Source organism: Thalassotalea sp. Sam97 (genome assembly GCF_041379765.1).
GTDB lineage: Bacteria > Pseudomonadota > Gammaproteobacteria > Enterobacterales > Alteromonadaceae > Thalassotalea_A > Thalassotalea_A maritima.
The window spans coordinates 390,026-415,888 of the sequence record NZ_CP166919.1 but is presented as its reverse complement, the minus strand read 5'-3'; the positions used below and the strand labels follow the sequence as shown (position 1 = coordinate 415,888).

At 42.4% G+C, this 25,863-nt stretch carries 30 protein-coding genes; 13 read left to right on the top strand and 17 right to left on the bottom strand.

Annotated elements, in window-relative coordinates; translation table 11 throughout:
* Positions 1 to 118 precede the first annotated feature (118 nt).
* Genes ACAX20_RS01840 through ACAX20_RS01825 form a run of 4 tightly spaced genes read left to right on the top strand, consistent with a single transcriptional unit; the run spans position 119 to position 3,547 of the window.
* Entirely contained in the window at positions 119 to 1,999 is a 1,881-nt protein-coding gene (locus ACAX20_RS01840) for a penicillin-binding protein activator (protein ID WP_371188094.1), read from the top strand.
* A complete protein-coding gene (locus tag ACAX20_RS01835; RefSeq protein ID WP_371188092.1) occupies positions 1,986 to 2,366 on the top strand; it encodes a YraN family protein in 381 nt (126 codons plus the stop codon). Before ACAX20_RS01840 ends, ACAX20_RS01835 begins: the two co-directional genes overlap by 14 nt.
* 2 nt (positions 2,367 to 2,368) lie before the next feature.
* On the top strand, positions 2,369 to 2,959 hold the full coding sequence (locus ACAX20_RS01830; protein WP_371188090.1) for a phosphoheptose isomerase: 591 nt from the start codon (positions 2,369 to 2,371) through the stop codon (positions 2,957 to 2,959).
* Positions 2,960 to 2,983: 24 nt separating this feature from the next.
* On the top strand, positions 2,984 to 3,547 hold the full coding sequence (locus ACAX20_RS01825) for a BON domain-containing protein (protein ID WP_371188088.1): 564 nt from the start codon (positions 2,984 to 2,986) through the stop codon (positions 3,545 to 3,547).
* Between the two features lie 213 nt (positions 3,548 to 3,760).
* Here ACAX20_RS01825 and ACAX20_RS01820 read toward each other — a convergent pair whose 3' ends face one another.
* From ACAX20_RS01820 to zapE, 8 genes are all read right to left on the bottom strand, one after another.
* Positions 3,761 to 4,150, bottom strand: a complete 390-nt coding sequence (locus ACAX20_RS01820; RefSeq protein WP_371189549.1) for a ClpXP protease specificity-enhancing factor — start codon at positions 4,148 to 4,150, stop codon at positions 3,761 to 3,763.
* 34 nt (positions 4,151 to 4,184) lie between these two features.
* Positions 4,185 to 4,826 (bottom strand): stringent starvation protein SspA, encoded by a 642-nt coding sequence (gene sspA, locus ACAX20_RS01815; RefSeq protein WP_371188086.1) that lies wholly within the window; start codon positions 4,824 to 4,826, stop codon positions 4,185 to 4,187.
* Between the two features lie 138 nt (positions 4,827 to 4,964).
* Positions 4,965 to 5,720, bottom strand: coding sequence for a cytochrome c1 (locus tag ACAX20_RS01810; RefSeq protein WP_371188084.1), 756 nt, complete (start codon positions 5,718 to 5,720; stop codon positions 4,965 to 4,967).
* On the bottom strand, positions 5,720 to 6,985 hold the full coding sequence (locus ACAX20_RS01805) for a cytochrome bc complex cytochrome b subunit (RefSeq protein ID WP_371188082.1): 1,266 nt from the start codon (positions 6,983 to 6,985) through the stop codon (positions 5,720 to 5,722). The genes ACAX20_RS01810 and ACAX20_RS01805 overlap by 1 nt, the downstream gene beginning before the upstream one ends.
* Entirely contained in the window at positions 6,985 to 7,575 is a 591-nt protein-coding gene (gene petA / locus ACAX20_RS01800) for a ubiquinol-cytochrome c reductase iron-sulfur subunit (RefSeq protein ID WP_371188080.1), read from the bottom strand. Before petA ends, ACAX20_RS01805 begins: the two co-directional genes overlap by 1 nt.
* A gap of 339 nt (positions 7,576 to 7,914) precedes the next feature.
* Positions 7,915 to 8,307 carry a 30S ribosomal protein S9 gene (gene rpsI / locus ACAX20_RS01795; RefSeq protein ID WP_371188078.1) on the bottom strand — a complete coding sequence of 131 codons (393 nt, stop codon included), beginning with the start codon at positions 8,305 to 8,307 and terminating at the stop codon, positions 7,915 to 7,917.
* 2 nt (positions 8,308 to 8,309) lie between these two features.
* Positions 8,310 to 8,738, bottom strand: a complete 429-nt coding sequence (gene rplM / locus ACAX20_RS01790) for a 50S ribosomal protein L13 (RefSeq protein WP_371188076.1) — start codon at positions 8,736 to 8,738, stop codon at positions 8,310 to 8,312.
* A gap of 336 nt (positions 8,739 to 9,074) precedes the next feature.
* A complete protein-coding gene (gene zapE, locus ACAX20_RS01785; protein WP_371188074.1) occupies positions 9,075 to 10,190 on the bottom strand; it encodes a cell division protein ZapE in 1,116 nt (371 codons plus the stop codon).
* A gap of 358 nt (positions 10,191 to 10,548) precedes the next feature.
* On the opposite strand from zapE, the gene ACAX20_RS01780 reads away from it, so the two are divergent.
* The 3 genes from ACAX20_RS01780 to ACAX20_RS01770 all read left to right on the top strand — a co-directional run bounded on the left by ACAX20_RS01780 (position 10,549) and on the right by ACAX20_RS01770 (position 13,695).
* The gene (locus ACAX20_RS01780; RefSeq protein ID WP_371188072.1) at positions 10,549 to 11,001 is read left to right on the top strand and encodes a ZapG family protein; all 453 of its coding nucleotides are present in this window, start codon (positions 10,549 to 10,551) and stop codon (positions 10,999 to 11,001) included.
* Positions 11,002 to 11,165: 164 nt separating this feature from the next.
* On the top strand, positions 11,166 to 12,515 hold the full coding sequence (locus ACAX20_RS01775; protein ID WP_371188070.1) for a Do family serine endopeptidase: 1,350 nt from the start codon (positions 11,166 to 11,168) through the stop codon (positions 12,513 to 12,515).
* Between the two features lie 118 nt (positions 12,516 to 12,633).
* Positions 12,634 to 13,695, top strand: coding sequence for a trypsin-like peptidase domain-containing protein (locus ACAX20_RS01770; protein ID WP_371188068.1), 1,062 nt, complete (start codon positions 12,634 to 12,636; stop codon positions 13,693 to 13,695).
* Between the two features lie 97 nt (positions 13,696 to 13,792).
* Here ACAX20_RS01770 and murA read toward each other — a convergent pair whose 3' ends face one another.
* The 9 genes from murA to ACAX20_RS01725 form a co-directional block, all read right to left on the bottom strand.
* Entirely contained in the window at positions 13,793 to 15,055 is a 1,263-nt protein-coding gene (gene murA, locus ACAX20_RS01765; RefSeq protein ID WP_371188066.1) for a UDP-N-acetylglucosamine 1-carboxyvinyltransferase, read from the bottom strand.
* Between the two features lie 24 nt (positions 15,056 to 15,079).
* Positions 15,080 to 15,331 (bottom strand): BolA family protein, encoded by a 252-nt coding sequence (locus tag ACAX20_RS01760; RefSeq protein WP_371188064.1) that lies wholly within the window; start codon positions 15,329 to 15,331, stop codon positions 15,080 to 15,082.
* A gap of 63 nt (positions 15,332 to 15,394) precedes the next feature.
* Complete coding sequence (locus ACAX20_RS01755; RefSeq protein ID WP_371188062.1) at positions 15,395 to 15,694, bottom strand: lipid asymmetry maintenance protein MlaB; 300 nt, start codon at positions 15,692 to 15,694, stop codon at positions 15,395 to 15,397.
* A gap of 2 nt (positions 15,695 to 15,696) precedes the next feature.
* A complete protein-coding gene (locus ACAX20_RS01750) occupies positions 15,697 to 16,410 on the bottom strand; it encodes an ABC transporter substrate-binding protein (RefSeq protein WP_371188061.1) in 714 nt (237 codons plus the stop codon).
* A 17-nt stretch (positions 16,411 to 16,427) separates the two neighbouring features.
* Positions 16,428 to 16,901 carry an outer membrane lipid asymmetry maintenance protein MlaD gene (gene mlaD, locus ACAX20_RS01745; protein WP_371188059.1) on the bottom strand — a complete coding sequence of 158 codons (474 nt, stop codon included), beginning with the start codon at positions 16,899 to 16,901 and terminating at the stop codon, positions 16,428 to 16,430.
* A 19-nt stretch (positions 16,902 to 16,920) separates the two neighbouring features.
* Positions 16,921 to 17,700, bottom strand: a complete 780-nt coding sequence (gene mlaE, locus ACAX20_RS01740; protein WP_371188057.1) for a lipid asymmetry maintenance ABC transporter permease subunit MlaE — start codon at positions 17,698 to 17,700, stop codon at positions 16,921 to 16,923.
* Positions 17,701 to 17,705: 5 nt separating this feature from the next.
* Positions 17,706 to 18,500: a phospholipid ABC transporter ATP-binding protein MlaF gene (gene mlaF, locus ACAX20_RS01735; RefSeq protein WP_371188055.1), complete on the bottom strand. Its 795-nt coding sequence runs from the start codon at positions 18,498 to 18,500 to the stop codon at positions 17,706 to 17,708.
* 366 nt (positions 18,501 to 18,866) lie between these two features.
* Positions 18,867 to 19,670, bottom strand: a complete 804-nt coding sequence (locus tag ACAX20_RS01730; protein WP_371188053.1) for an outer membrane protein OmpK — start codon at positions 19,668 to 19,670, stop codon at positions 18,867 to 18,869.
* Between the two features lie 552 nt (positions 19,671 to 20,222).
* Entirely contained in the window at positions 20,223 to 21,032 is an 810-nt protein-coding gene (locus tag ACAX20_RS01725; RefSeq protein WP_371188051.1) for an outer membrane protein OmpK, read from the bottom strand.
* Positions 21,033 to 21,475: 443 nt separating this feature from the next.
* On the opposite strand from ACAX20_RS01725, the gene ACAX20_RS01720 reads away from it, so the two are divergent.
* The 6 genes from ACAX20_RS01720 to lptB are packed head-to-tail and all read left to right on the top strand — an operon-like array spanning position 21,476 to position 25,849.
* Positions 21,476 to 22,444, top strand: coding sequence for a calcium/sodium antiporter (locus ACAX20_RS01720; protein ID WP_371188049.1), 969 nt, complete (start codon positions 21,476 to 21,478; stop codon positions 22,442 to 22,444).
* Between the two features lie 17 nt (positions 22,445 to 22,461).
* Positions 22,462 to 23,451 carry a KpsF/GutQ family sugar-phosphate isomerase gene (locus tag ACAX20_RS01715; RefSeq protein ID WP_371188047.1) on the top strand — a complete coding sequence of 330 codons (990 nt, stop codon included), beginning with the start codon at positions 22,462 to 22,464 and terminating at the stop codon, positions 23,449 to 23,451.
* A gap of 3 nt (positions 23,452 to 23,454) precedes the next feature.
* Complete coding sequence (gene kdsC / locus ACAX20_RS01710; RefSeq protein WP_371188045.1) at positions 23,455 to 24,021, top strand: 3-deoxy-manno-octulosonate-8-phosphatase KdsC; 567 nt, start codon at positions 23,455 to 23,457, stop codon at positions 24,019 to 24,021.
* Positions 24,018 to 24,584, top strand: a complete 567-nt coding sequence (gene lptC / locus ACAX20_RS01705; protein WP_371188043.1) for an LPS export ABC transporter periplasmic protein LptC — start codon at positions 24,018 to 24,020, stop codon at positions 24,582 to 24,584. Before kdsC ends, lptC begins: the two co-directional genes overlap by 4 nt.
* On the top strand, positions 24,574 to 25,086 hold the full coding sequence (lptA, locus tag ACAX20_RS01700; RefSeq protein WP_371188041.1) for a lipopolysaccharide transport periplasmic protein LptA: 513 nt from the start codon (positions 24,574 to 24,576) through the stop codon (positions 25,084 to 25,086). The genes lptC and lptA overlap by 11 nt, the downstream gene beginning before the upstream one ends.
* A gap of 34 nt (positions 25,087 to 25,120) precedes the next feature.
* A complete protein-coding gene (gene lptB / locus ACAX20_RS01695; protein ID WP_371188040.1) occupies positions 25,121 to 25,849 on the top strand; it encodes an LPS export ABC transporter ATP-binding protein in 729 nt (242 codons plus the stop codon).
* Positions 25,850 to 25,863: the final 14 nt, after the last annotated feature.

Below are 25,863 nucleotides of genomic sequence, written 5' to 3'. Positions count from 1 at the left end.
TCCGGACAAGTGGTTGCTCACAGTTGAACTAGCGGTTTATTATATACCAATATTTTTTGTTGAGTAGACTTTTCCCCGATACTCACAAACTTTCGAGCTTATTAGGAATTGGCACCAAGTGACAATAAAAACGACGTATTCAAATTGCAGGAATTTTGCGCTCATCAGCTTGCTTGCCCTACTCGCCGTAGGTTGTACAAGCAAACCTGACACGCCAACGCCACAACAGCCCGTAGAACCTGAATCACCAATAACATCACCGCAGCCACCGATAATCGAAGATGGCCAGCAAGATGCCGATGACTTACTAGAGCTAGCAACAGACGCTGACAATGAATTAGCAATTGTCTATATGCTGCAAGCCAGTAAGCGTTATATTGACGAACAGCAACTAAGTAAAAGCTTACACTTATCTAACCAACTTAGTCGCTTACCTCTTACCGAAAGCCAAGCAACCTATAACAAGTTAAACCTTGCTCATGCTCTTTTCGAGCTAGGTGAAATCGACAAGGCTTACCAATACATAGCGCAAATCGATACCAGCAGTCGTTCACGTCGTTTATTAAGATTACGTGCCGAAATTATCTACCAATATGGCCTAAGCGTTGATGCCGTAATGGCTTACAGTGAATATTTTTCGCTTTATCCAAGCAACGATATCGAACAATTGCAGCAACTCTATGAATTAATTGCTAGCCTACAACCTTGGCAGTTGGATTATTTAAAGCGGCAAAACATACCTCAACTTGACGGTTGGATAGCGTTAGATAGAGCTTTGTCGATATCCGAAGGTAGTGGCAGTCAAGTACGCCAATTACTTACACAATGGCAGTATAACTACCCTACCCATTTGGCAAATGGGTTAGTTTCTAACTTTTTCGATATCGCTGCTCGTTTGGAATACCCATCCGTGATCCAAGATGTGGCGATACTTTTACCACTATCAGATCGTGAAAAAAGCTTAGGGCAAACAATCCAAGCGGGGATCTTGGCAGGCAATGATGAGTTCACGACATTGCACTTTATTGATACCAATAAGTATCAAATGACCGATATCATCAGTCAACTTCAACAATTATCGCCGCAACTGGTTATCGGCCCGCTGTTAAAGCAACATGTTGATGATTATTTACGATTAATGGCCAACCAAACACATGCTGATAGTGAGCGCTCTTCTCCTTGGCAAACCTTATTGCTAAATTTACCAGAAAATCAATCACTGCAAGCGGATCAATTCGCTATTTCCATGCTACCTGAAGCGGAAGCTAGGCAAGCAGCATTTACCTTGCGCAGACAAGGTTATGAAAATGCCTTGGTGCTTAGCCAAGACAGCAGCGTAGGTCAACGTATGGCGAAAACCTTTAGCGAAGAGTGGTTGCAACAAGGCGGAAAAAAAGCATCCGTTGTCTATTACCCTGAAGGAAAAGGCATGCAAGCAGCGGTGAAGCGCAGCTTAGATGTGAATTTGTCAGATGAGCGTATTAAGGCAATACGCAATGGCGTTAATACGCCGGTTGAAGTTCAGCCACGCAATCGTCGCGATATTGATATGATTTATATCATCGCCAATACTGACCAAGCGAGATTAATAAAGCCTTATATTGACGTGAATATAAGTCCGTCTGCTGAAGTTATCCCATTGTTCGCCAGCTCAAGAAGTCATGATAAAAACATTGATGCTAACAGTCGCCGTGATTTAAGTGGCCTCACTTTCACCGATGCGCCATGGTTACTGCCCGAGCAAGCCGAAAATCTTAGATTAGTGAACGAGGCGCGAGATATCTGGCCTAACCGTTCAAGTCAAGCTGAGCGATTGTATGCATTAGGTATCGACAGTATTAAACTTAGTAACCTATTGCAACCGATGACACTGATACCTTCCATGGTATTTGCCGGTGAAACAGGAAAGCTGAAGATGAATCGTAACCGTGTGATTAATAGAAGTTTATTATGGGCAACAATTCGCGCGTCTAGGATAGTACCGATTGATATGGAATAAGCCTTCAACTCGCAGCCTTGGCCAATTAGCAGAAAAAGTCGCCCTCAACTATTTAAAGCAACAAGGGTTAAAATATATTCAGGCCAACTTCCAATGTAAGATGGGCGAGATTGACTTAATTATGCAATCCCCACATGGTTGGGTATTTGTTGAAGTTAAATATCGCCACCATCGACAATTTGCCGCACCCGAAGCGAGTGTAGATTCGAGAAAGATGGCAAAAATCATCAAAACAGCACAATTTTTTCTGCAAAAGAATAACTTGAGTGAATATAATAGCGACTGTCGTTTTGATGTCATCACCATCTCTGGCGACTTGCATTCACCCGATATCAACTGGCATAAAAATGCCTTTTATGGAGAGTAAACATGTTAGAACGCGTTAGACAGAATTTTCGCGAAAGTATTGAGACCAAAATAGCAGCAAGCGAAGAACTGCCAGTAGCGATCGAACGTGCCGGCATGACTATGGTCGAGTGTCTACTGGGTGGCCATAAAATTTTAAGTTGTGGAAACGGTGGAAGTGCTGGTGATGCGCAGCATTTCTCATCAGAATTGTTAAATCGTTACGAAACAGAACGTCCAAGTTTACCAGCGATTGCGTTAACAACAGATAGCTCTACATTAACCTCTATCGCCAATGACTACGCTTACGAAGAAGTATTTTCAAAACAAGTTCGCGCCTTGGGTAATACTGGTGATATTTTATTAGCCATTTCAACCAGTGGCAATTCAGCAAACGTCATAAAAGCCATCGAAGCGGCCGTTGCAAGAGATATGAAAATTATCGCTTTAACGGGTAACGATGGTGGTGAAATTGCGGGGTTATTGGGAGAAAGCGACGTCGAGATTCGTGTACCTTCTGCACGTACATGTCGCATTCAAGAAGTCCATTTATTAACCATTCATTGCTTGTGTGACATTATCGATACTACGTTATTCCCGCAAGCTGATAATTAATTTTTTAAACTACTGGGAAGGCCAATGAAAAAAATAACGATTGCGCTACTAACTCTGTCTTTGCTTCAAGGCTGTGCTGTTGCATTAGTCGCTGGCGTTGGTGCAGGCGCAGCCTCAATCAATGACCGCCGCACTATAGGCGCTCAAGTCGATGATCAAGCCATCGAAGTCAAAGCATACGCATTACTTGCCGATAAAAAGCTAGTGACAGACGCAACACGAGTCCAAGTAACCAGCCTCAATGGTACGGTACTAATGGTGGGCCAGGCGCCGAGTGAGCAAGTTCGACGTCAAATTCAAGATACCGTTAAAGGTATTTTAGGTATTAAGAAAATTCACAACCAAATTCGCGTTGCCCAAAAAACCGGTCTAGGTACACGTACCAACGACACGTGGTTAACAACTAAAGTTAAAACGGAATTACTTGCCTCAGACAAAATAGATGGTACCGCCATTAAAGTGGTAACCGAAGACTCTGAAGTATTTTTGATGGGATTAGTAAATAACAAAGAAGCAAACATTGCCGTTGATATTGTTCGTAATATCAATGGTGTTGCTAGAGTATATAAAGCATTTCAAGCAATATAAGCGTGACACTCGTTTCGCTCTGATAAAAAACGGCGTAAGCCGTTTTTTATTAGCTGTCGACCGAGCATCGCTTTATTAACCAATGTGGTTAATCATCTGCAACCATGATGAGCTAGTACAAAGCCACTGATGGTGCTAATCAATGCTTGTTTAAAGCACAAGGCATCAGTTAACAGTAGAGGTAAAAAAACCAGCGTAGCGCTGGTTTTTTATCTATTTTACAACCGACAAGCTAGGCTTACCTTTTACTTGCGGCTTAGCAGGCGGCTCAGGCTCGACTTCCTCGGCTTCAGGATAATCAACAGCAAAAGAGCTACCAACACCATTTTCTCGTGCGTAAATCGCTGCTACGGCCTCAAATGGCACATACAAGTGCTCAACCTTACCACCAAAGCGCGCGGTGAACTCGATCACCTCGCCCACCATAGCGATTGAACCAACCGAGGCAGGGGCAATATTAAGGACGATTTGGCCATTATCAATATAGTTGACCGGTACCATCACATTAGGGTAATCGGTATCTACCACGATATATGGTGTAAGCTCATTATCTAAAATCCAATCATAAAATGCGCGGATCAGATATGGCTTATTCGAGGTCATCTCTATGTCCATGACGTGTTCCAAAACTCAGAAATTACGCAGGATGACCAAAGCGAAGTTCGCGCTCAGCTTCAGTTAATGATGCCTGGAACGATTGACGATCGAATAAACGTAACATATAAGTTTTCAGTTCACGACTACCTTGACCTGATAACTCAATACCAAGCACAGGTAAACGCCATAGTAACGGCGCTAAATAACAATCAACTAAGCTAAACTCTTCGCTCATAAAGTATGGCGCTTCATTTAAAATAGGAGCAACACTTAATAAGCTTTCACGTAACTCTTGACGAGCTTTGTCAGCTTCTGCGCCTTCGCTATTCATAATAACTTTCGCTAATGAATACCAGTCATGCTCAATACGGTGCATCATCAAACGTGAACGACCACGAGAAACAGGGTAAACCGGCATTAAAGGAGGATGCGGAAAACGCTCATCCAGGTATTCCATAATGATTTTCGCTTCATATAAAGCAAGTTCGCGATCAATCAAGGTAGGTACAGTGCCATATGGGTTTAGGTCAATTAGATCTTCTGGTAAATTGTCAGGATCTACCAAGTGAATATCAACACCGACACCTTTCTCCGCAAGAACGATTCTTGCCTGATGTGAATACATATCATCTGCTAAAGAAAACAGAGTCATTACAGAACGCTTGTTGGCGGCTACAGCCATATATCCTCCAAATGTATCAATTTTGTTATTGATGAGAGACATCAATGATGTACCTTATAGGTACGACAAAGGGGCTATCGTTAATTACCTTAGCAGGTAATCAGTATAGCCCCAAAAAGTTAGCTTAAGAAAGCCGTATTAGTGAACGTCGCGCCAATACTCTTTCTTCAACAAGTATGAGAAGATAAATAGGATCACAAGGAAACCCATTACCCAGTAACCTAAACGCTTGCGCTCCACCTTACCTGGTTCACCAGTATATTCAAGGAAGTTCACAAGGTCACGTACCAGTACGTCATACTCTTGCGGTGTTAATTGACCTGGTTGAGTTAACACCAAATCATCTGTCGTTAATGGACGTTGTTCAGTTGCTGGCAACTGTAACATTGCTTTAGCTTCGTCTGTTAACTCTTGCACACCTTGCAATTGTTGGAATACATGAGGCATACCAACATCTTTAAATACTGCGTTGTTTACACCAAACGGACGGTTTGGATCAACATAGAAAGAGCGTAGGTAGGTGTATAACCAGTTTACGCCATCCTTCTTATAACGAGTTACCAATGTTAAATCCGGTGGCGCAGCACCAAACCAAGCCGCAGCCTCTTTAGCTGGCATGGTATTGGTGATGTGATCACCCGGCTTTTCACCAGTGAACATTAAGGTTGCGATACCTTCTTTCTCATCAATACCAAGATCAGCAAACGTACGGTTGTAACGTTGATATTGTAATTGGTGACAACCTAAACAGTAGTTCATAAAGGTTTCTGCACCATTACGTAACGATTGTTTATCCGTTAAATCGTTGTTGGCCTTATCTAGTGGGATGCTAGGACCTGCAGCAAACGCTAATACAGGCACTAGAGCTAATAATGCAATGATCGTTTTTTTCATTATTTTGTCACTCTCTCTGGAACTGGCTTAGTGTTTTCGCCTTTTGAGTAGAACCAAAGGACAATGAAGAAACCAAAGTAACCAATCGTCGCAACGGTACCAATGAAGTTATTGATTGGACTTGCAGGTTTCGTACCTAATACACCCAATGCAACAAAACAGATGGCAAATTGAATAAGGTTCGCTAAGTGCAACTTACTACGGTAGCGGAATGAACGAACTGAGCCACGGTCAAACCAAGGTAGTGCGAATAGCATACCGATTGCCGCAAACATTAAGATCATACCACCTAACTTATCCGGAACAACACGTAAAATAGTGTAGAACGGGCCGAAGTACCATACAGGTGCAATATGCTCAGGTGTTTTCAAACCGTTAGCCGGTTCAAAGTTTGGCGCCTCTAGGAAGTAGCCACCACCTTCTGGGAAGAAGAACATAACCCAGCAGAATAGTAACAAGAAGCCAACCACGCCCATGATATCTTTAACAGAGTAGTATGGGTGGAACGGAATCGCATCAACGATGTCGTATTTCTTAGTGTAGCTCTCGTGGAATTCAAACTTGCTTTGTTCTTCTTCAGGGACACTGCCTTTCGGCTTTTTAATATCAGTACCGTCAGGGTTATTAGAGCCTACTTCGTGAAGAGCAAGAATGTGTAAGAATACTAACGCACATAGCACTAATGGTAGGGCAATAACGTGTAATGCGAAGAAACGGTTTAGTGTTGCGCCAGAGATAACATAGTCACCACGGATCCACGTCGTTAAGTCATCACCGATAACTGGAATCGCACCAAATAGCGAGATGATTACCTGAGCACCCCAGTAACTCATGTTACCCCAAGGCAATAAGTAACCCATAAACGCTTCAGCCATAAGCACTAAGTAAATCAACATACCGAAGATCCAAAGTAGCTCACGAGGCTTTTGGTACGAACCGTAAATTAAACCACGGAACATGTGTAGGTATACAACTACGAAGAACGCTGATGCGCCAGTTGAGTGCATGTAACGCAATAACCAACCGTAATCAACATCACGCATGATGTATTCAACCGATGCGAATGCACCAGCACCCGATGGTTCGTAGTTCATGGTTAACCAAATACCGGTAACAATTTGATTAACAAGTACTAACATAGCTAACGAGCCAAAGAAGTACCAAAAGTTAAAGTTTTTAGGCGCTGGATATTGACCAACGTGCTTGTTCCAAGCATCGGTAACAGGTAAACGCTTGTCAATCCAAGCCATAAAGTTATCAAACATTAGGCTTCTCCTTCGCTTACACCGATAAGTAGGGTGTTTTCACCTAGGAAAGAATACTCAGGAACAACAAGATTTAGTGGCGCAGGAACACCAGCAAATACACGGCCAGCCATATCAAATTTAGAACCGTGACATGGACAGAAGAAACCGTAATCTACGCCTTCAACTTGTTCAGCAAAGTCGCCTTTTTTGTATGTTGGAGCACAACCTAAGTGAGTACATACACCTTCTGCTACTAAAAACTCAGGGTTAATCGAGCGGTGTGTATTTTGCGCGTATGCTGGTTGTTGTGGTTCTTGCGACTCTGGATCACGTAATTTGTCATCGTGATTCGCTAAGGTTTCAACTACTTCTTTAGGACGACGCACAACATAAATTGGCTTACCACGATACTCAGCACGTACCAGTTGGCCAGCTTCAATTTTGCTCACATTCACTTCTACCGGGGCACCAGCGGCTTTCGCGCGAGCACTCGGGTTCCAAGAAGCGATGAATGGCACAGCTGCACCAGCAACGCCTACACCACCAACGACCGAAGTCGAGATTGTTAGGAAGCGTCGACGGCCGTTGTCTACGGGCGCATTGCTCATTTCATTTCTCCAATACTTTTATTAGACACTTAATTTTCTTGCCAAACCTGAACATCAAATTTGACGGGTAATTTTCAAACAACAGCTTACTGGAAGTTATTGTTTTTATTACATCTCGCTGGCGATAAGAAGAGACTTTAAAAAGACAGCAAAATGCACATTAAAAAATTTTGCTTATAATAAAGAATTGCAGGTTTTTTTACAAGATAAAACCTTGTTGCATGTACGTTTATTTATCATCTACAGACAATAAACATGCAAGCTGAGAATGAGATTTAAAATAGATCAGACATAAAAAAACCGGCCAATAGACCGGTTTTTGCATATAGAAGAGTAAAATTAACGCTTCGAGAATTGTGGACGCTTACGCGCTTTGTGTAGACCCACTTTCTTACGTTCAACTTTACGAGCATCACGAGTAACGTAACCAGCTTTACGAAGCTCTGAACGTAGAGTTTCGTCGAACTGCATTAGCGCACGAGTGATACCGTGACGGATCGCACCAGCTTGACCAGAGATACCACCACCAACTACGGTGATGTGTAGGTCAAACTTTTCAACCATGTCAACTAGCTCTAGAGGTTGACGTACAACCATACGAGCAGTAGGACGACCAAAGTAAGTATCGATGTCACGATTGTTAATGGTGATAGCACCGTTACCAGCTTTCATGAACACACGAGCTACTGAGCTCTTGCGACGACCAGTGCCGTAATATTGAGTATCAGCCATGATTACAACTCCAATACTTTAGGTTGTTGTGCCGCATGCTTGTGCTCAGGACCAGCATACACTTTTAGTTTACGGTACATGTCACGACCTAGAGGGCCTTTAGGTAACATACCTTTAACTGCGAATTCGATTACACGCTCTGGCGCTTTGTCGATTAGCTTTTCGAAGCTAATTGATTTTAGACCACCAGGGAATTCTGTGTGCGAGTAGTAAATTTTACCTTTCGCTTTGTTACCAGTTACTTTAACTTTCTCAGCGTTAACAACAACGATGTAATCACCGGTGTCACAGTGAGGAGTGTATTCTGGCTTGTGCTTGCCGCGTAGACGACTAGCAATTTCAGTAGCGATACGACCTAAAGTTTTACCTTCAGCGTCCACTACAAACCATTCGCGAGTTACGCTTTCTGGTTTTGCTACAAAAGTTTTCATCAAAAAAACCCATTAAATTTAAAGTTACATAAATAAATTGCCTAGAAAGACAATCCGTTAATAAGACTTCGCTATTACCCCTTCGAGTATCGAGCCTGTTGCTTTTACAAGCATTGTAACGTTGGGAGGCGCGAATTATAGAGAATTTTTTCCAAAAGATCACGTATATTTTTCAATCAAATACTGTTTTTTTGAATTTTTTTGAAAAACCTAAAAAAACAGTCGGATTTAATAACCGGTGCAAGCCATGATGCAACCATGAAGACATTACGCTACATACCTGCTAAGCGACGCAATCGGTTAACTAAAAAATGTGATTGGCCGATGACTATTACCCTAAGGTAAATGTTCGGCTGCAAGGTAATCCTTCGATTGCATTTCTTGTAGACGCGACAAGCAACGTTTGAATTCGAAGACCAGCCCCCCGTCAGAATACAACTGCTCCATTGCCACTTCAGCCGAGATGATCAATTTCACTTTGCGTTCATAAAACTCATCAACGAGGGCAATAAAACGACGTGCACTGTCATCGCTATCACGGCCCATTTGCTTGACATTAGCGAGTAATACCGTGTGATACACGCGACTTATTTCCATATAGTCAGCTTGACTACGCGCTGTTTCACACAGCTGATGAAAATCAAATTGTACAACACCATCACTCTCTCGTATCGTGGTTAGCATGCGGTTGTTAATCTCAATCTGTTTTTCTTGCTGTCCAGGTTCGGCCGCCAGCTGGCGAAAATACACCTGCATATTAGCATCTGCTGCGCTATCAAGCGGCCAGTGATAAATTTCCGCTTGCTCTAAAGTACGCAGTCGATAATCAATACCGCTATCAACATTAACGACTTCACAGTGGGTATTGATTAACTCAATAGCCGGAAGAAAGCGGGCCCGTTGCAGGCCATTTTTATAAAGCTCATCAGGAACAATATTCGATGTTGCAACTAATGTGACATTATGAGCGAACAACTCTTCAAATAAGGTACCAAGCAACATCGCATCGGTAATATCCGATACAAAAAATTCGTCGAAACAAATAATACAAGCTTCATTCGCGAATTTTTTCGCTATCAGTTTAAGCGGGTCGGCCTGTCCTTTAAGCAGCTTTAATTCATCGTGTACGCGATGCATAAAACGGTGAAAGTGAACACGCATTTTGTTATCAAACGGCAAACTATCATAGAAGGTATCGACTAAATAGGTTTTGCCACGACCTACGCCCCCCCAAAAATACAAACCTTTTACGCTTTTTTGCTCTACTGGCGCAAACGTTTTCACCCAGCCCTTAAGGACTTTTTTAAAACCACTAACCGGACGAGGTTTATTTTCTAAATCGTTATAAAGGCGCTGCAAATGTTTTACCGCATTTTCCTGCGCAGCGTCGTAACTAAATCCTTGTGTGTTTAAATCTTCTTGGTATTGCTGCCAGGGGCTTAATTTAATCATAATGTTGTCAATCTAAAATACTGCTACGCTCTGCCAGATAATAACAAAGCTCCGCTTAACGAACATCAGCGTACTGATAACCATGCGAAACATTTATCGTTATTGTTATTGTCTAGATCCTTGAATTATTGTCGTTAATCACCAGATCAGAGGTGTGAAAAGGCAAAATTGCGGTTATTATAAAAGAAGGTGATCAATACTGCCACGGCATCTTTTGCTTTGCATAACAACAGATGATTTACCCGCAACAAAGTCTGTCGTTGTAAAGCGCTTAGAAAACTCTTGGCATTGATATATCAAACGATAATTAGAAATGCATTGCTCACCGTGTCGTCATTCTCCGTATTAAGGAAACACTATGGAATTCATTTATCTTTTCGTTGGCTTAGTTATCGGCTTATTAGTCGGTGTATTGATGCGCAAGCAACTTTCTGCATCAGAACAGCAGCTAAAACAAATGCAGCAACAAGTAGAGCAATCAGAGCAATCGCTGCAACAATATCAACAAGACGTTGCCTCACATTTGGAAAACTCAACACAATTATTATCGCAAATGCAGCAAGCATGCAGTGCGGCTATGGTACAAATGGAACAAAGTACGCGCCTACTCGATCGTGCTAATCAGCGTACCAGTGATATGCCTTTTTTCTCAGCCGAAGCAGATGCTCACTTACGTGCGAATCCAGAAGCAAGCAAACGCACAGTGCGTTCATCAGTAACCGACTTAACTGAAGCGCCAAGAGACTATGCTGACGATCCAAGTGGCTTATTCGGTGATGAGAAACAAGTTGTTACAAATAACGCCAGCTAACCCATAACAGGCCTTGAACTTTGCCTGATTGCTTAGGTCTTCTTTGTTAACTGGTTTTATATATGCCAGTCAATAACTGGGTGTGAATCATTTTTAATGGTTTTTATGCTCAGCTATGGACTGGTTATGTCAAGCAAGCAATGATATTTGGAGTCTTATAAAGTATGAAAAAGAAGTATTCATTGACCCCAGTCGCGTTACTGATTGGTTGTTTATCGTGTTTACCTATGAGTGCCTCAGCGGCACTGCCTGTAGCCGTTGATGGTCAACAGCTACCATCTTTAGCACCTATGCTGGAACGAGCTACACCAGCCGTTGTCAGTATCAGCGTTGAAGGCACTCAACAAGTACAGCAAGTACCCGACGCATTTCGATTCTTTTTTGGACCTCGTGCAGGTCAACAACCCCAAGAAAGACCATTTAGAGGTTTAGGATCAGGGGTTATTATCGATGCCGACAAAGGCTATATCGTCACCAATAACCACGTAATTGATGAAGCTGATGAAATATTGGTTAATTTAAAAGATGGTCGTCAATTTCAGGCAAAAAAAATAGGCGCAGATGCACAAAGTGATATTGCCTTAATCCAAATCTCTGCCGATGACATACAAGAGATCAAAATCGCTGATTCAGATAATTTACGCGTCGGTGATTTTGCCGTGGCTATCGGTAGCCCCTTTGGTTTAGGGCAAACAGTCACCTCGGGTATCGTTAGTGCCCTAGGGCGCAGTGGTTTAAATGTCGAACAACTCGAAGATTTCATTCAAACTGACGCGGCTATTAACAGTGGTAACTCAGGTGGCGCTTTGGTGAATCTTCACGGTGAGTTAATTGGCATTAACACCGCTATATTAGGGCCCAATGGTGGCAATGTGGGTATCGGCTTTGCTATCCCATCAACCATGATGCAAAACTTAGTCAAACAAATCATTGAATTTGGTGAAGTGCGACGCGGTGTACTGGGGGTAACCGGCAACTCAATTAATGCTGAACTTGCCAAAGCCATGGATCTGGACATTAACCAAGGTGGTTTTGTCTCACAAGTTACACCAAAATCAGCAGCCGATGAAGCTGGTATTAAAGCAGGCGACATTATCGTTGAAGTGAATGGCCGAACAGTACGTAGCTTTAATGAATTGCGAGGAAAAATTGGCTCAATTGGAGCTGGTAATGAAGTAGAAATTACCATACTACGAGACGGTAAACGCAAAACATTTGATGTTACTTTAAAGCCTGCGCCAGAAAGCAATATTGCTGCCGCTAACCTACATCCGGCACTGCGCGGTGCAAAGCTGATCAGCAAAAGTAATGGTAATGGTGTGCTAGTCGAAGAAGTGGCAGACAACTCGCCGGCAGCACAAGCGAGATTGCAACAAGGCGATATTATTGTAGCCGTAAACCGCCAGCGAATTAAAAACATGGCTCAGCTACGAGACACCCTTAGCCAAATCGACGGGGTTATTGCTCTGCAAGTGTTACGCGGAAATGATCAACTGTATTTGATGATCCGTTAACACCATAAAGGATGGGAGAAGATAGCTTCTCTCATCCTCACCACCTTATAAACCTTTGTTAGCATAAAGAAAAGTGCTAGTATTTGAACACTAATAAATAATCACGCCGTTAACTTACATGAAAATCATCCCTGCGCTTTCTTACGTACTACGAGCGATTTTTTATGGCTTACTTACCGCCATTGTCTTACTCATGTTAGTGCCAGAGTTGCGCGATGGTAACAACCTCTCATTAAATATTTTCAAAGCCAACAACGATAAACCCAAGCCGCTATCTTTTGCGCCAGCGGTTGCAAGAGCTGCGCCTGCTGTCGTCAATATCTATTCAGAAACAGAAACAGGGAATTATTATCAAGGCAGTGCCCGTACCTATGTAAAGCTAGGCTCTGGTGTCATCATGGACAGCAAGGGTTATATCCTGACCAATAATCACGTCGTCATTAACGCCAATTTAATCACCGTGGTATTACAAGATAATACCCGCCTTACTGCTGAGCTAATCGGCAGTGATGAGTTAACGGATTTAGCAGTACTTAAAGTCGTCGCTGACAACCTGCCCGTCATGCCTATTGATGATAATCTAACACCATTAGTTGGCGATGTCGTATTGGCTATTGGTAATCCGTTAAACATTGGCCAAACGGTTACCCAAGGCGTTATCAGTGCAACAGGCCGTAATGGTTTGAGCAGCACCAGTTATCGTGAGTTTTTGCAAATGGATGCCGCCATCAATGACGGTAATTCGGGCGGTGCACTTGTTAACTCCAATGGTGATTTGGTGGGTATTACCTCTGCCCAATTTAAACGCCGTAATCCACAAACCAATATTCAGGGAATATTTTTTGCGGTGCCATACAAGCTGGCGACTAAGGTCATGCAAGCACTTATCGAAAATGGTCAGGTTATCCGCGGTTGGCTCGGAGTCACCTCAGATCGTTATGATTTTCGCCTTAATGGTTTTGTCATCGGTAATATAACCAAAGATGGCCCCGCTGATATTGCTGGATTACAAACCAATGACGTGGTCCATATGATTGGTGGCCAGAAGATCCAAAGTATTAACCATGCTCTGGACATTATTGCTGAAACCAATCCTGGCGCGCAATTAGAGTTTATTCTTTATCGTAATAACCAGCGTCTTACCCTGCCGGTGGTTATTGGCGAGTTTAAACCACAGTAACGGCAATTGAGCGAACTATAAAGCACTCCGTACGTTGGACACAAAAAAAGCCGGACATATGTCCGGCTATTTCTATCGAATATGTTTAGCAATATGCTTAACTTATTTTGAATCGCTCAATATTAGCACCAAGCTTTTGCAACTTGTCTTCAATTTTCTGATAACCGCGATCAATATGATAAATGCGGTCAACGATGGTCTCACCATCGGCCACTAAGCCTGCGATAACAAGGCTTGCAGAAGCACGTAAATCGGTTGCCATAACCTGAGCTCCTGTTAACCTATCAACACCTTCAGAAATCGCTGTATTGCCTTCAAGTTTCATTTTTGCACCCATACGTTGCAACTCTGGAACATGCATAAAACGGTTTTCAAAGATAGTTTCAACGGTTGTTGCAGTACCTTCAGCAATCGCATTTAAAGTGACAAATTGTGCTTGCATATCGGTTGGGAATGCTGGGTGCGGTGCCGTACGAATGTCAACCGCTTTAGGGCGTTGACGCATTTCTAAATCGATCCAATCGTCACCTGTCGTCACAATTGCACCAGCTTCTTGTAACTTACTCAATACCGCTTCTAAGCTCGAAGGGTTGGTATTTAAACAACGGATATGACCACCAGTGACCGCTGCTGCAACCAAAAATGTACCGGTTTCAATACGATCCGGCATCACCGAGTGATCAGCGCCTTGTAAAGCCGCCACACCTTCAATCACTAATGTATCGGTGCCTTCACCACTCACCTTTGCGCCCATCGCATTTAAGAAATTGGCTAAGTCGACAATTTCAGGTTCGCGTGCCGCATTTTCGATAACAGTCGTACCTTCTGCCAGTGCAGCTGCCATCATTAGGTTTTCAGTTCCAGTAACACTCACCGCATCCATGAAAATGTTAGCGCCTTGCAAGCGCCCGTCTATTTTAGCGACGATATAACCGTTCTCAACAGCGATATCAGCACCCATAGCACGTAAACCTGAGATATGTAAATCAACTGGACGAGCACCTATGGCACAACCCCCAGGTAACGATACTTCGGCATGACCGAAGCGCGCTAACAATGGGCCAAGCACCAAAATTGAGGCGCGCATGGTTTTTACTAGCTCATACGGAGCTAGACAATTATTGATATTGCCGGCATCAATTTTGACGGCATCATCGCCCTGCCATTCAACCTTGGCACCTAACTCCGCTAAAAGTTTTAACGTTGTATTGATGTCGTTTAGGCGAGGTACATTGCTAACCACAAGCTCGGTTTCAGCAAGAATCGTGGCAAATAAAATAGGCAGAGCAGCATTTTTAGCACCGCTGATGACCACATCACCATGCAGTTCATTACCGCTGTTTATTCGAAAAGCTTCCAATGTCGTTCTTCTTTCTTGTGGCTGCTACATATTAAACATTTTTTCACGCTGCCACTGAGCGTTATTGAATGTTTTAATGGTAACGGCATGAATTTTTCCTTCAGCGATAGCTTCTGCCAAAGGGGCGTATACAGTCTGCTGTTTTTTCACTCTCGACATGTCATCGAACATATCAGAAACAGCAATAACCTTTGCTTGTGAACCATCGAATGTCACATGCAATTCATCTAAGGTTAATGCTTCGTTTAGCAAACGTTCAATATCACTAACATCCATAGTGACTCTCCAGTTTCATTGTAAATAGTTATTATGGCGCGTTAACAACGCTTTGCGCAGCGCTTAATCGATGTTCAATAGTTGGTCAACGCGACTTAGTTTTGCGAGTTTAACCAATTCAACAGGCGCTTGTGAATAGTTAATTGTAGATTGTTTTTGTTTTGCGTATTGAAACAACATCAGTAGCCAAGCCAAGCCAGCCGTATCAACATTTTTTAATTGCGATAAATCAACTGCTTGGTGTTGACCATTAACAATATCGGCAAACACTTTCTGTTGCTTGCCGATAATCGTTTTGCGGGTTAAATCACCAATCACTTGAATTGACGCGTCCGTAGCCGCCAACGTAAATTGGTTATTCACAATTACTGCTCTCCTGCATGAGCTTCAATCACTGTATTGGCATTATCATCTTCATTGAAAACAATTTTGCGAGCACTCTTTTCAGCTAACATGCTGGTTACTTCAACAATGCCATTTTGCGCTAAGATTGTGCGCAATTCTTTTTGCTTAGCATCTAATAACGATACACCTTCAGCAACAAGGTCAAATGCCTGCCACTCATTGGTCTTATTGTTTTTGCGCACTTTAAACTGCAAATTAATTGGTGGGCGAGTATCATCGATAATGTCGACGCCAACTAGCACAATTTTCTTATCGGCAAAGTCTTGAGCCGGTTTGAACACAACTTTTTGCTGCTCGTATAAAGTGAATACTTGTGCGTAAGAGGTGATCAGGTACTCACGAAAAGCGACAATAAAATCGCGCACATTTTGCTTATGCTCATTAACCTGTTGCTTCGAGGCGCCCTTTTCTGGACGAGCATAGTGACCTAATACCTTCAAGCCTGCATATTGATAGTAAATATGCGGCATCAACTCTTCACGAACAATTTCCTTTAATAATTCAGGATTGGCACGAATTGCTTTTTCCTCGCGAGCGAAGCGATCAAAGGTAATTTTTCCCACCTCTTCAATCATCGCATACGGATTCGTGCGATCAATATTATCACTAGCAACAGTGGCAAATGGTGATAGTGCCATTACGGCAATACAGATACTGACGATAAATGCTTTCATACGATACATATTCCTACTTAATCACTGCCTTTACTAAACAAGAACTGGCCAATGAGATCTTCTAATACTAATGCGGGCTTGGTATCTTCGATAAAGTCTTCAGGTGCAAGAACACCAATACCCATTTCTTCATCAATAAAGCCTGGTTCTAAACCTAAATATTGTTCACCAAGCAAACCCGCCGTTAAAATAGATACCGACGATGCCTCTGAAAAGTTGTTGTACTGACTATAAATATCCAGTGTTACAACAGGCATATAATCTTGGTCATCAAGTTTAATTGAGCTAACCCGACCAACAACAACACCACCAACTTTAATTGGTGAACGCTCTTTCAAACCACCGATATTGTCGAATTTAGCGTATAACCGATAGGTTTCACCATTTCCTTTAATACCTGAATCAGCCACTTTAAGCGCTAACGCTAAAATGGCAATAATACCTAGCGCCACAAACGCGCCAACCATTAATTCTAATTTTTTCGACACCATGTCAATCCACCACTAAAACTTAATTTGTAAACATTAATGCGGTTAAAATAAAGTCTAAACCCAATACCACTAATGACGACGTAACCACAGTTGATGTGGTTGCTCTGCTGATACCTTCCGATGTTGGTACGCAATCATAGCCTTTATAGACAGCAATCCAAGTCACCACAAAAGCAAAAACAATTGCCTTTATCATGCCATTCATGACATCCGCGCCAAATTCAACTTGCGCCTGCATCACAGACCAATACGTACCTGCATCAACACCAAGCCAGTCCACACCAACAAGATGACCACCATAAATACCAACGGCTGAAAAGATTGCCACGAGCAATGGCATAGAAATAAAACCAGCCCAAAACCTTGGAGCAATAACACGGCGTAGAGGATCTACTGCCATCATTTCCATGCTACTCAATTGCTCTGTCGCTTTCATCAAACCTATTTCGGCCGTCAGTGCCGAACCAGCACGGCCTGCAAATAACAGCGCGGTAACCACTGGGCCTAACTCACGTAATAGCGATAACGCCACCATTGGCCCTAGGCTTCCTTCTGCTCCATAATCGACCAATATAGTGTAGCCTTGTAAGGCAATCACCATACCGATAAACGTGCCTGAAACAACAATAATCAACAGGGATAACACACCGACAGAATAAAGTTGCTTCGCTAACAATGGCCAACCTTTGCGTACGTTAGGCCAATGTAACAAGGCAGACAGTAGCATTAGCATTGCTCGGCCAATTCCGGCGATAACATTTAGTGTCGAGCGCCCTAATGCTTCAATATAACTCAACATGACTATTATTCCCCGAGTAACTGCTGCTTAAAAGGAACCGCAGGGTAATGAAACGGCACAGGTCCGTCCGCTTCACCTAAAATAAATTGTTTAACAAGCTCTGAGTCTTGTTGTCTGATTTGCTCTGGCGTGCCCTCACCAATAATTCGTTGCTCTGCGATAATATAGATGTAATCAGCAATACTCATGACTTCTGGTACATCATGAGAAACGACCACAGAGGTTAAACCTAAGGCATCATTCAAATCACGAATTAAGCGAACAATAACCCCCATAGAAATAGGATCTTGGCCTGCAAATGGCTCATCATAAAGGATCAGTTCAGGATCGAGGGCAATCGCTCGCGCTAAAGCTGCTCGTCGAGCCATACCTCCCGACAATTCATTTGGATGCAGATGCATGGCGCCACGTAAACCAACCGCCTCAAGCTTCATCATCACCATCTTTTCGATGATATCTTCAGGTAGCTGGCTATGCTCACGAATAGGGAATGCGACGTTGTCAAACACTGACATATCAGTAAATAAGGCACCCGACTGAAACAGCATACTGATCCTTTTACGTAGCTGATACAGTTTTTGTCTATTCAAGGCTGGAATATTTTCACCAGCAAAACGAATCTCGCCCTGCTGTGGCTTTAATTGACCACCAATAAGGCGTAATAGCGTCGTTTTACCGATACCACTAGGTCCCATTATTGCCGTCACTTTGCCTTTAGGAATGTTGAGGCTGATATCGTTATAGATACAGCGTTCTTCCCTGAAAAAGCTTAAATTTTTAATCTCTACCAGATTTTCCATGCGTATTTATTGACAACTTTTTTAAGGAGGTAATTCTACCTGAGCTACTACTAATCTGCATTATAAATTAGTAAGTAATTGTTAATATATTATAATTTATCGCTCGCCATATCCTAATTTATAGAATACGCGTTTAAACTGGGTATTATTGCTTTAGCAAAATGCAAAACTAATAATGCCGTTCAATAAACATTTAGCAACAGTGATGTTATCGTCATACCCTACGTTAAAACACCAACTCAAGCTCACAAATTATAGCCTACGACGACAATAAACTTGGTTAGTTCATATCTTCCTATAAAAATTCATCGTCAAGCTGATAACAAAAAAGGCGCCGAAGCGCCTTTTCCAATTCACAATCAACAATTAGAAGTTGTACTTAGCGGTTAAGATTACCGCATCGTGGTATGCTGCCGTACCTAACTTGTGATCAGCGTAACGGTATTGTGCACCTAAAGTCACTTTAGGCGTTGCATGCCACCATAAAGATACAGCACCGTTTTGACCTACTGAGTTCAAAGTGTGTTCGGTACCGTTACTACGGAATTGATCCTTACGACCAAATTCAGTTTCGTGCCATTGTGTTACAGCAAACTTTTGATCGCCTACCATAAAATCATAGCCTAATACCCAACCCGCCATGTAGCCGTTGAAACCAGAACCAGCGAAGGTTTGGTTTTCAATGTGTGCACCAACGAATGGCTTAACCCATAAACCAAAGTCAGTGAATAAGTCATAGCTTACACCTAGCACTACGTTTTGATCGTAAAAACCGCCAGAAGCTTCAGTGAATGAGTAAACGTGACCGTAGTAGTTCCAGTTTGACTCACCCATGTTTACTGCTACAGAGCCTTTCGCTGCGATACGGAAACCACCTGTGCCACCTTTTTCTTCGTAATCTGAGCCTTTGCTGCTCACATTAGCAGGATTTTCTAGGTCGATAAAACCATATACATCACCCCAGCTAAAACCAGCGCCACCTTCAACTTCTAAAAATAAGAAGTCTTCTTTAGCGCCACCAAAACCTTCTAGGTTGGTACGGTCTTCAGTTTTTGCAGTCCAGTCTAAGTAGTTAACAGAGAAACTACCAAAACCATATAAGTATTCTGCTTGAGCAGGAACCGCTGACATTGCAGCGCCTGCTGCTAATACAAGAGCTAATTTACGCATTGTAATATACCTGTAATGTGTAGATATCATCCCTCAAGCAGCGCCTTGTATAGCTACTAGTGGGCTTTTCGGCGGCTATTGTAGCGATTATCCGTTCAAATTCTGCACATTTATCGTAACCAGCTGTTATCAACTGATTAACCTCCCAGTGGTTTCAAAAAAAACATATAAATTACAAGCAATTGATATTTTTTTCAGTTACATAATTTAACAAAAATGTGGGAACCTAATCTCTCACCTCAGATGTTTTCTGCAAAAATACGGTGATTTATCAATGTAATCTTATTCCTTACGTTACAGTTAGGCGCTACAGCCAGCGAAAAATCGCGGGTCGCCTCTGCACATTTTTTTTCGCGAAGAAAGTCACCACGACGTGGTATGGGAAATATATGCGCTGATTTTCGCAGATTATCAGCTAATTGTAGGTGATTTACCTATTTGCCCTTTCATTGCCATCAATAAATACGACAATTTGCCTAGCGCAAAAAAATTGATTAAATCATACGCATACAAAAAAGGCGCCGAAGCGCCTTTTTTGTTTACAACTGAAAATTAGAAGTTGTATTTTGCGGTAACGATTGCCGCATCGTGGTACGCTGCGGTACCTAATTTGTGATCAGCATAGCGATATTGCACACCGAAAGTCATCTTAGGCGTTGCATGCCACCATAAAGATACCGCACCGTTTTGGCCGACTGAGTTCAAAGTATAAACAGTACCGTTACTGCGGAATTGATCTTTACGAGCAAATTCAGTTTCATGCCATTGTGTTAGCGCAAATTTTTGCTCAGCCATGGTAAAGTCGTAACCAAGTACCCAACCCGCCATGAAGCCGTTGAAGCCAGAGCCCGCGAACGTTTGATGTTCAATGTGCGCACCAACGAATGGCTTAAGCCATAAACCAAAGTCAGTGAATAAGTCATAGCTTATACCTAGCACAAGGTTTTGGTCATAGAAGCCACTTGCCGCTTCGGTAAATGAATACACGTGTGCGTAGTAGTTCCAGCTCGACTTGCCGATGTTGACCGCGGCAGAACCTTTTGCTGCGATACGAAAGCCACTCGTATCAAAACCATCTTCAGAAAACTGACCATAGTTACGGCTACGTGTTGGATTTTCAATGTCGACGAAACCGTATAAATCGCCCCAACTAAAACCTGCACCACCTTCAACTTCTAGATAGACAAAGTCTTCTTTTTGACCACCAAAGCCGCCAATATCTGGGTTAGTACGATCTTCCGTTTTTTCAGTCCAGTCTAAGTAGTTCACCGAGAAACTACCAAAACCATATAAGTACTCTGCTTGAGCAGGAACTGCAGACATTGCAGCACCAGCGGCTAATACAAAAACTAATTTACGCATTTATGTATACCTTTTACCTTTAACCCTTAACCTTTAAAATCTAGATGCCAGACCATTTAGCAACGCCCTGTATCGCTGCAGTGATTTTTTAGGGGCTATTGTTGTGATTCTTTGTACAAATACCGCTCATTTATCATTACCGTCTGTTATCAATTAATTCACTTACCGCTATGCAATAAAAAACTTAGATAACAAGTCATTGTGATTCTTCGGATTACAAGAAATCACATAAAACTGATGAACTAATGGATTATTTTAGACGTTATTGGTTGGTTATTCGTTAAAACAGCGTAAAAAATCCATTTTGATGCCGCAGAAATATAGTTAACGACGACAAAATGCTAAATTTTTAAGGAATTCTTTATTTTTACTTTTCATTCAGTGCAATAAATACGACAATTTGCCCTAGAGAAGTATCAAAAACCTAACATAAACGGAGTACCATGCTGATCCAAATCGCGATATTAATTTTTTCTTTAGCCGCCTTAGTTTATAGCGCTGACAAGTTTGTTTATGGCTCGGCAGCCATTGCGCGTAATTTCGGTATCGCCCCAATGATCATTGGTTTAACTATCGTCGCTATGGGCTCTTCGGCACCCGAAATGGTGGTTGCCGCAACCGCAGCCTTGCATGGCGCACCAAATACCGCCATTGGTAATGCTATTGGTTCTAACATTACTAATATTGCCTTAGTACTTGGTTTTACCGCTCTTTGTAAACCGCTATTAGTGTCATCATCGACCCTAAAGCGCGAAATGCCCATTTTATTACTGATCACTTTTATTGCCAGTTTTATGCTGTTTGACCTTAACTTTACCGCTGTTGAAGGCTGGTTATTGTTGGCAGGCTTTGTTGTTTTCATCGTCAGCCTATTATTGATCAGTTTAAAGCAATCTCGAGACAATAGTATCCAAGACCCTATGCTTATCGAAGCCGAATCCGATATCCCTGCGGGGGTAGCGACACCAGTCGCCTTAGGTTGGCTTATTTTCGGCATTATTTTACTACCGCTAAGTGCCAATTATTTGGTTGATTCTGCCACTATGATTGCTAAAGCGATGGGGATTAGTGATCTCGTTATTGGCCTGACCATTATTGCTATCGGCACCAGCTTGCCAGAGCTTGCCGCAAGTATTGTCAGTATCATTAAAAAAGAGGATGATTTAGCGCTTGGTAATATCATTGGCTCTAATATCTTTAATATTCTTGCGGTACTGGCACTGCCTGGCATTATTGCACCAGGCATCGTTGATAGTGAGGTAGCGAGTCGCGATGTACCATATATGCTCGCCGTTACCATCATGTTATTTTTTATTTGCCTAAGCCGCAGTGGCCGTTTTCGTATAACCCGAGCCAAAGGCGCTGTAATATTGCTTAGCTTTTTCGTATACCAATACCTGATTTTTAGTTAATCCTATAAGAATGCCTTATGTCAGAGAGTCTTATGCCTAACGCAGAACAATTCAAACAACATGGCCGCAGTGTAATCAATATTGAAAAGCAAGCGGTAGACAACCTAACACAATACGTTGACGACAATTTTGCTAAGGCATGCCAATTAATGTTTGAATGCTTAGGACGAGTTATTGTCATAGGTATGGGTAAGTCTGGCCATGTTGGCGGTAAAATTGCGGCGACCTTTGCAAGTACAGGAACACCAGCATTTTTCGTTCACCCAGGTGAAGCAAGTCATGGCGACTTAGGCATGGTAACCAGTCAAGATGTGGTATTAGCCATTTCAAATTCAGGCGAAACCAACGAAGTATTGGCTATTATGCCGGTTATCAAGCGTATCGGTGCCACTATGGTGGCAATGTCAGGTAACGAAAACTCAACCCTCGCTAAACTGGCTGATGTACATATTTGTATTAAAGTGCCACAAGAAGCATGCCCTTTAGGTTTAGCGCCAACATCAAGTACTACCGCAACACTGGTAATGGGCGATGCATTGGCGGTAGCCTTGCTCAACGCTCGTGGTTTTACCGCAGATGATTTTGCCTTATCACACCCTGGTGGCAGCTTAGGCAAGCGTCTCTTGTTGCGACTTGCCGACATCATGCATATCGGCGAACGTGTTCCTGTCGTCAATCAACGGGCACTTATTAAAGAAGCTCTTGTCGAAATGACACAGAAGGGCTTAGGAATGACGTGTATTGTTGATGACAATAATCAATTAATTGGTTTGTTTACCGATGGCGATTTGCGTCGTATTTTAGATGAAGAAATTGATTTTCATAAAGATAGTATCGTTAACGTAATGACCCATTCACCTATCGTTGCCAAGGCCGAGATGCTAGCGGCTGAAGCGTTAAAATTAATGGAAGATAAAAGTATTAATGGCCTGATCATTGTCGATGATAACCAACAACCAATCGGTGCCATGAATATGCATGACATTTTAAAAGCAGGAGTTCTCTAGATTATGTCATTAGAAACGCAAGTTACTGCAACTTTATATGGCCCTGTTACTACAGAGGTTTTTAATCGTGCAAAGAATATTCGCTTACTAGTTTGTGATATCGACGGTGTTTTTTCTGATGGCTACATATACTTAGGTAATGACGGTGAAGAATTAAAAGCTTTTAATACCAAAGATGGTTTTGGTATTAAGGCAGTAGGCAGTCATGGTGTCGATGTCGCGGTAATTACCGGTCGTCAATCGAATATTGTTGAAGCACGTATGCGAGCGCTCAACGTCAAATTTATTTTGCAAGGTAAAGAAGACAAAATGCCACACCTTCAAGCTATTTGCCAGCAACAAGGTATCGCACTAGAGCATGTAGCCTACATAGGTGATGATGTACCTGATTTACCATGTATTGAACAAGTCGGCTTAGGGGTTGCAGTGCAAGATGCGCACCCATTGGTAAAACAAAGTGCCGATCACATCACCACTTTAGGTGGTGGCAAAGGTGCTGTGCGCGAGCTATGTGATTTAATTATGCAAGCCCAAAACACTCTTCATCTGGCAACAGGCAGTAGCGTATGAGCAAACTGCATTACGTATCAATCGCTCTATTTGTATTGGCATTGTCAATATATGGTTATCTGCAATACCAGCAATCAAGCCAAATGCCGGAACCACTCATTGATCCGGTTGATGAACCAGCATTTATTGCCGAACAGCTTAGTTCAAGTCAGTATGACAGCGACGGTAACTTAAAACATACCATTTACGCAGATCAAATGACCTATTTTGAACAAAGCAAGCAAGCGAATTTGCTGACACCAGCATATACTATCTACCCAGATGATGGCTCTGCAATCTGGACTTTGTCAGCTGACAAGGGCTTTCTTGGTAATGACAATATCTTAATACTGCAAGATAGAGTAAGATTAGTTAGTGATGATAAAAATGCTTATGTATCAGAGGTAGCTGGCGAACACCTGCAGCTCGATTTAACTAGCAACATCATCACCTCAGAGCAAACCATCTACCTTAAAGGTAAAGGATTTACCATGCATGGTTCAGGTTTGCATGTTGATATCAACACCACCAAATTGACATTGAAAGAACATGTACAAACAGTCTTTAACAAAAATGACTCATAAACTGCTGATTGTGGCACTAATTAGCACTGTGAGTTTTGCAAGTACAGCACAAAAAGCTGACTTTAAAAAACCGATTAAAATCGTCGCTCAAAAGCAGGAAACGGATTTAAAAAACCGTATTGCCAGCTATATTGGAGGCGTCAAAATCAGCCAAGGCTCTCTCGCTATTGAAGCGGATCTGGTGCAAGTGAGTAATATCAAAGGCACCCAACAAAAAAAATATTTAGCCAAAGGTAAACCAGCCAAGTTTAGCCAGACACTTGAAAATGGCGACAAAATTGAACTTCAAGCTAACGAAATTAGCTATTCACCAACCACCAGCACCGTTGTTATTCGTGGCAATGCCAAGGTGAGCCAAGAGGGCAGCATGGTTCAAGGCGAGACCATTACCTATAACCTAGCCACAGAAACATTAACCGCTGATGGCGCGACTGATGGTAAAGGCGTCGTCACCACCATCATTGAGCCAGATGAAATAGAGCAAGAAAAGCAACCTAACTAAGGTCGTGTATAGGTAAGGCAAAAACTAGATAATTATGAGTGCAATATTGGAAGCAAAAAGCCTTGCTAAAGCCTATAAAGGTCGCAAGGTAGTAAAGAATGTCAGCTTAAAAGTTAAGGCTGGACAAGTCGTAGGCTTGCTTGGTCCAAACGGCGCCGGAAAAACAACGTCGTTTTATATGATTGTAGGTTTGGTTGCCAGTGATGCCGGTAGCGTCACCTTGAACGAGGCCGATTTAACCTTAGCGCCAATGCATGAGCGGGCAAGACATGGTATAGGCTATCTGCCACAAGAGGCGTCGATTTTTCGTAAACTGTCCGTTTACGATAACATTATGGCCATTTTGCAAACCCGTAAAGATTTAAATACCGTGCAACGTCAAGAAAAGTTAGATTCGTTAGTAGAAGAGTTTAATATTGGCCATATCATTGAAAATACCGGACAGAGCTTATCTGGTGGTGAACGCCGCCGCGTTGAAATCGCCAGAGCATTAGCTGCTGATCCACAATTTATTTTGCTCGACGAACCATTTGCCGGTGTCGATCCTATTTCTGTCGGCGATATTAAAAAAATTATTTTACACCTCAAAGATCGCGGTATCGGCGTACTTATCACCGATCACAACGTTCGTGAAACGCTTGATGTCTGTGAACACGCATACATCGTCAGTCATGGTGAACTCATTGCTGAAGGGAATGCCCAACAGGTCTTGGCAAATCAGCAAGTCAGAGATGTATACTTAGGCGAGAAATTCACGCTATAGTTAAGAGACATAAG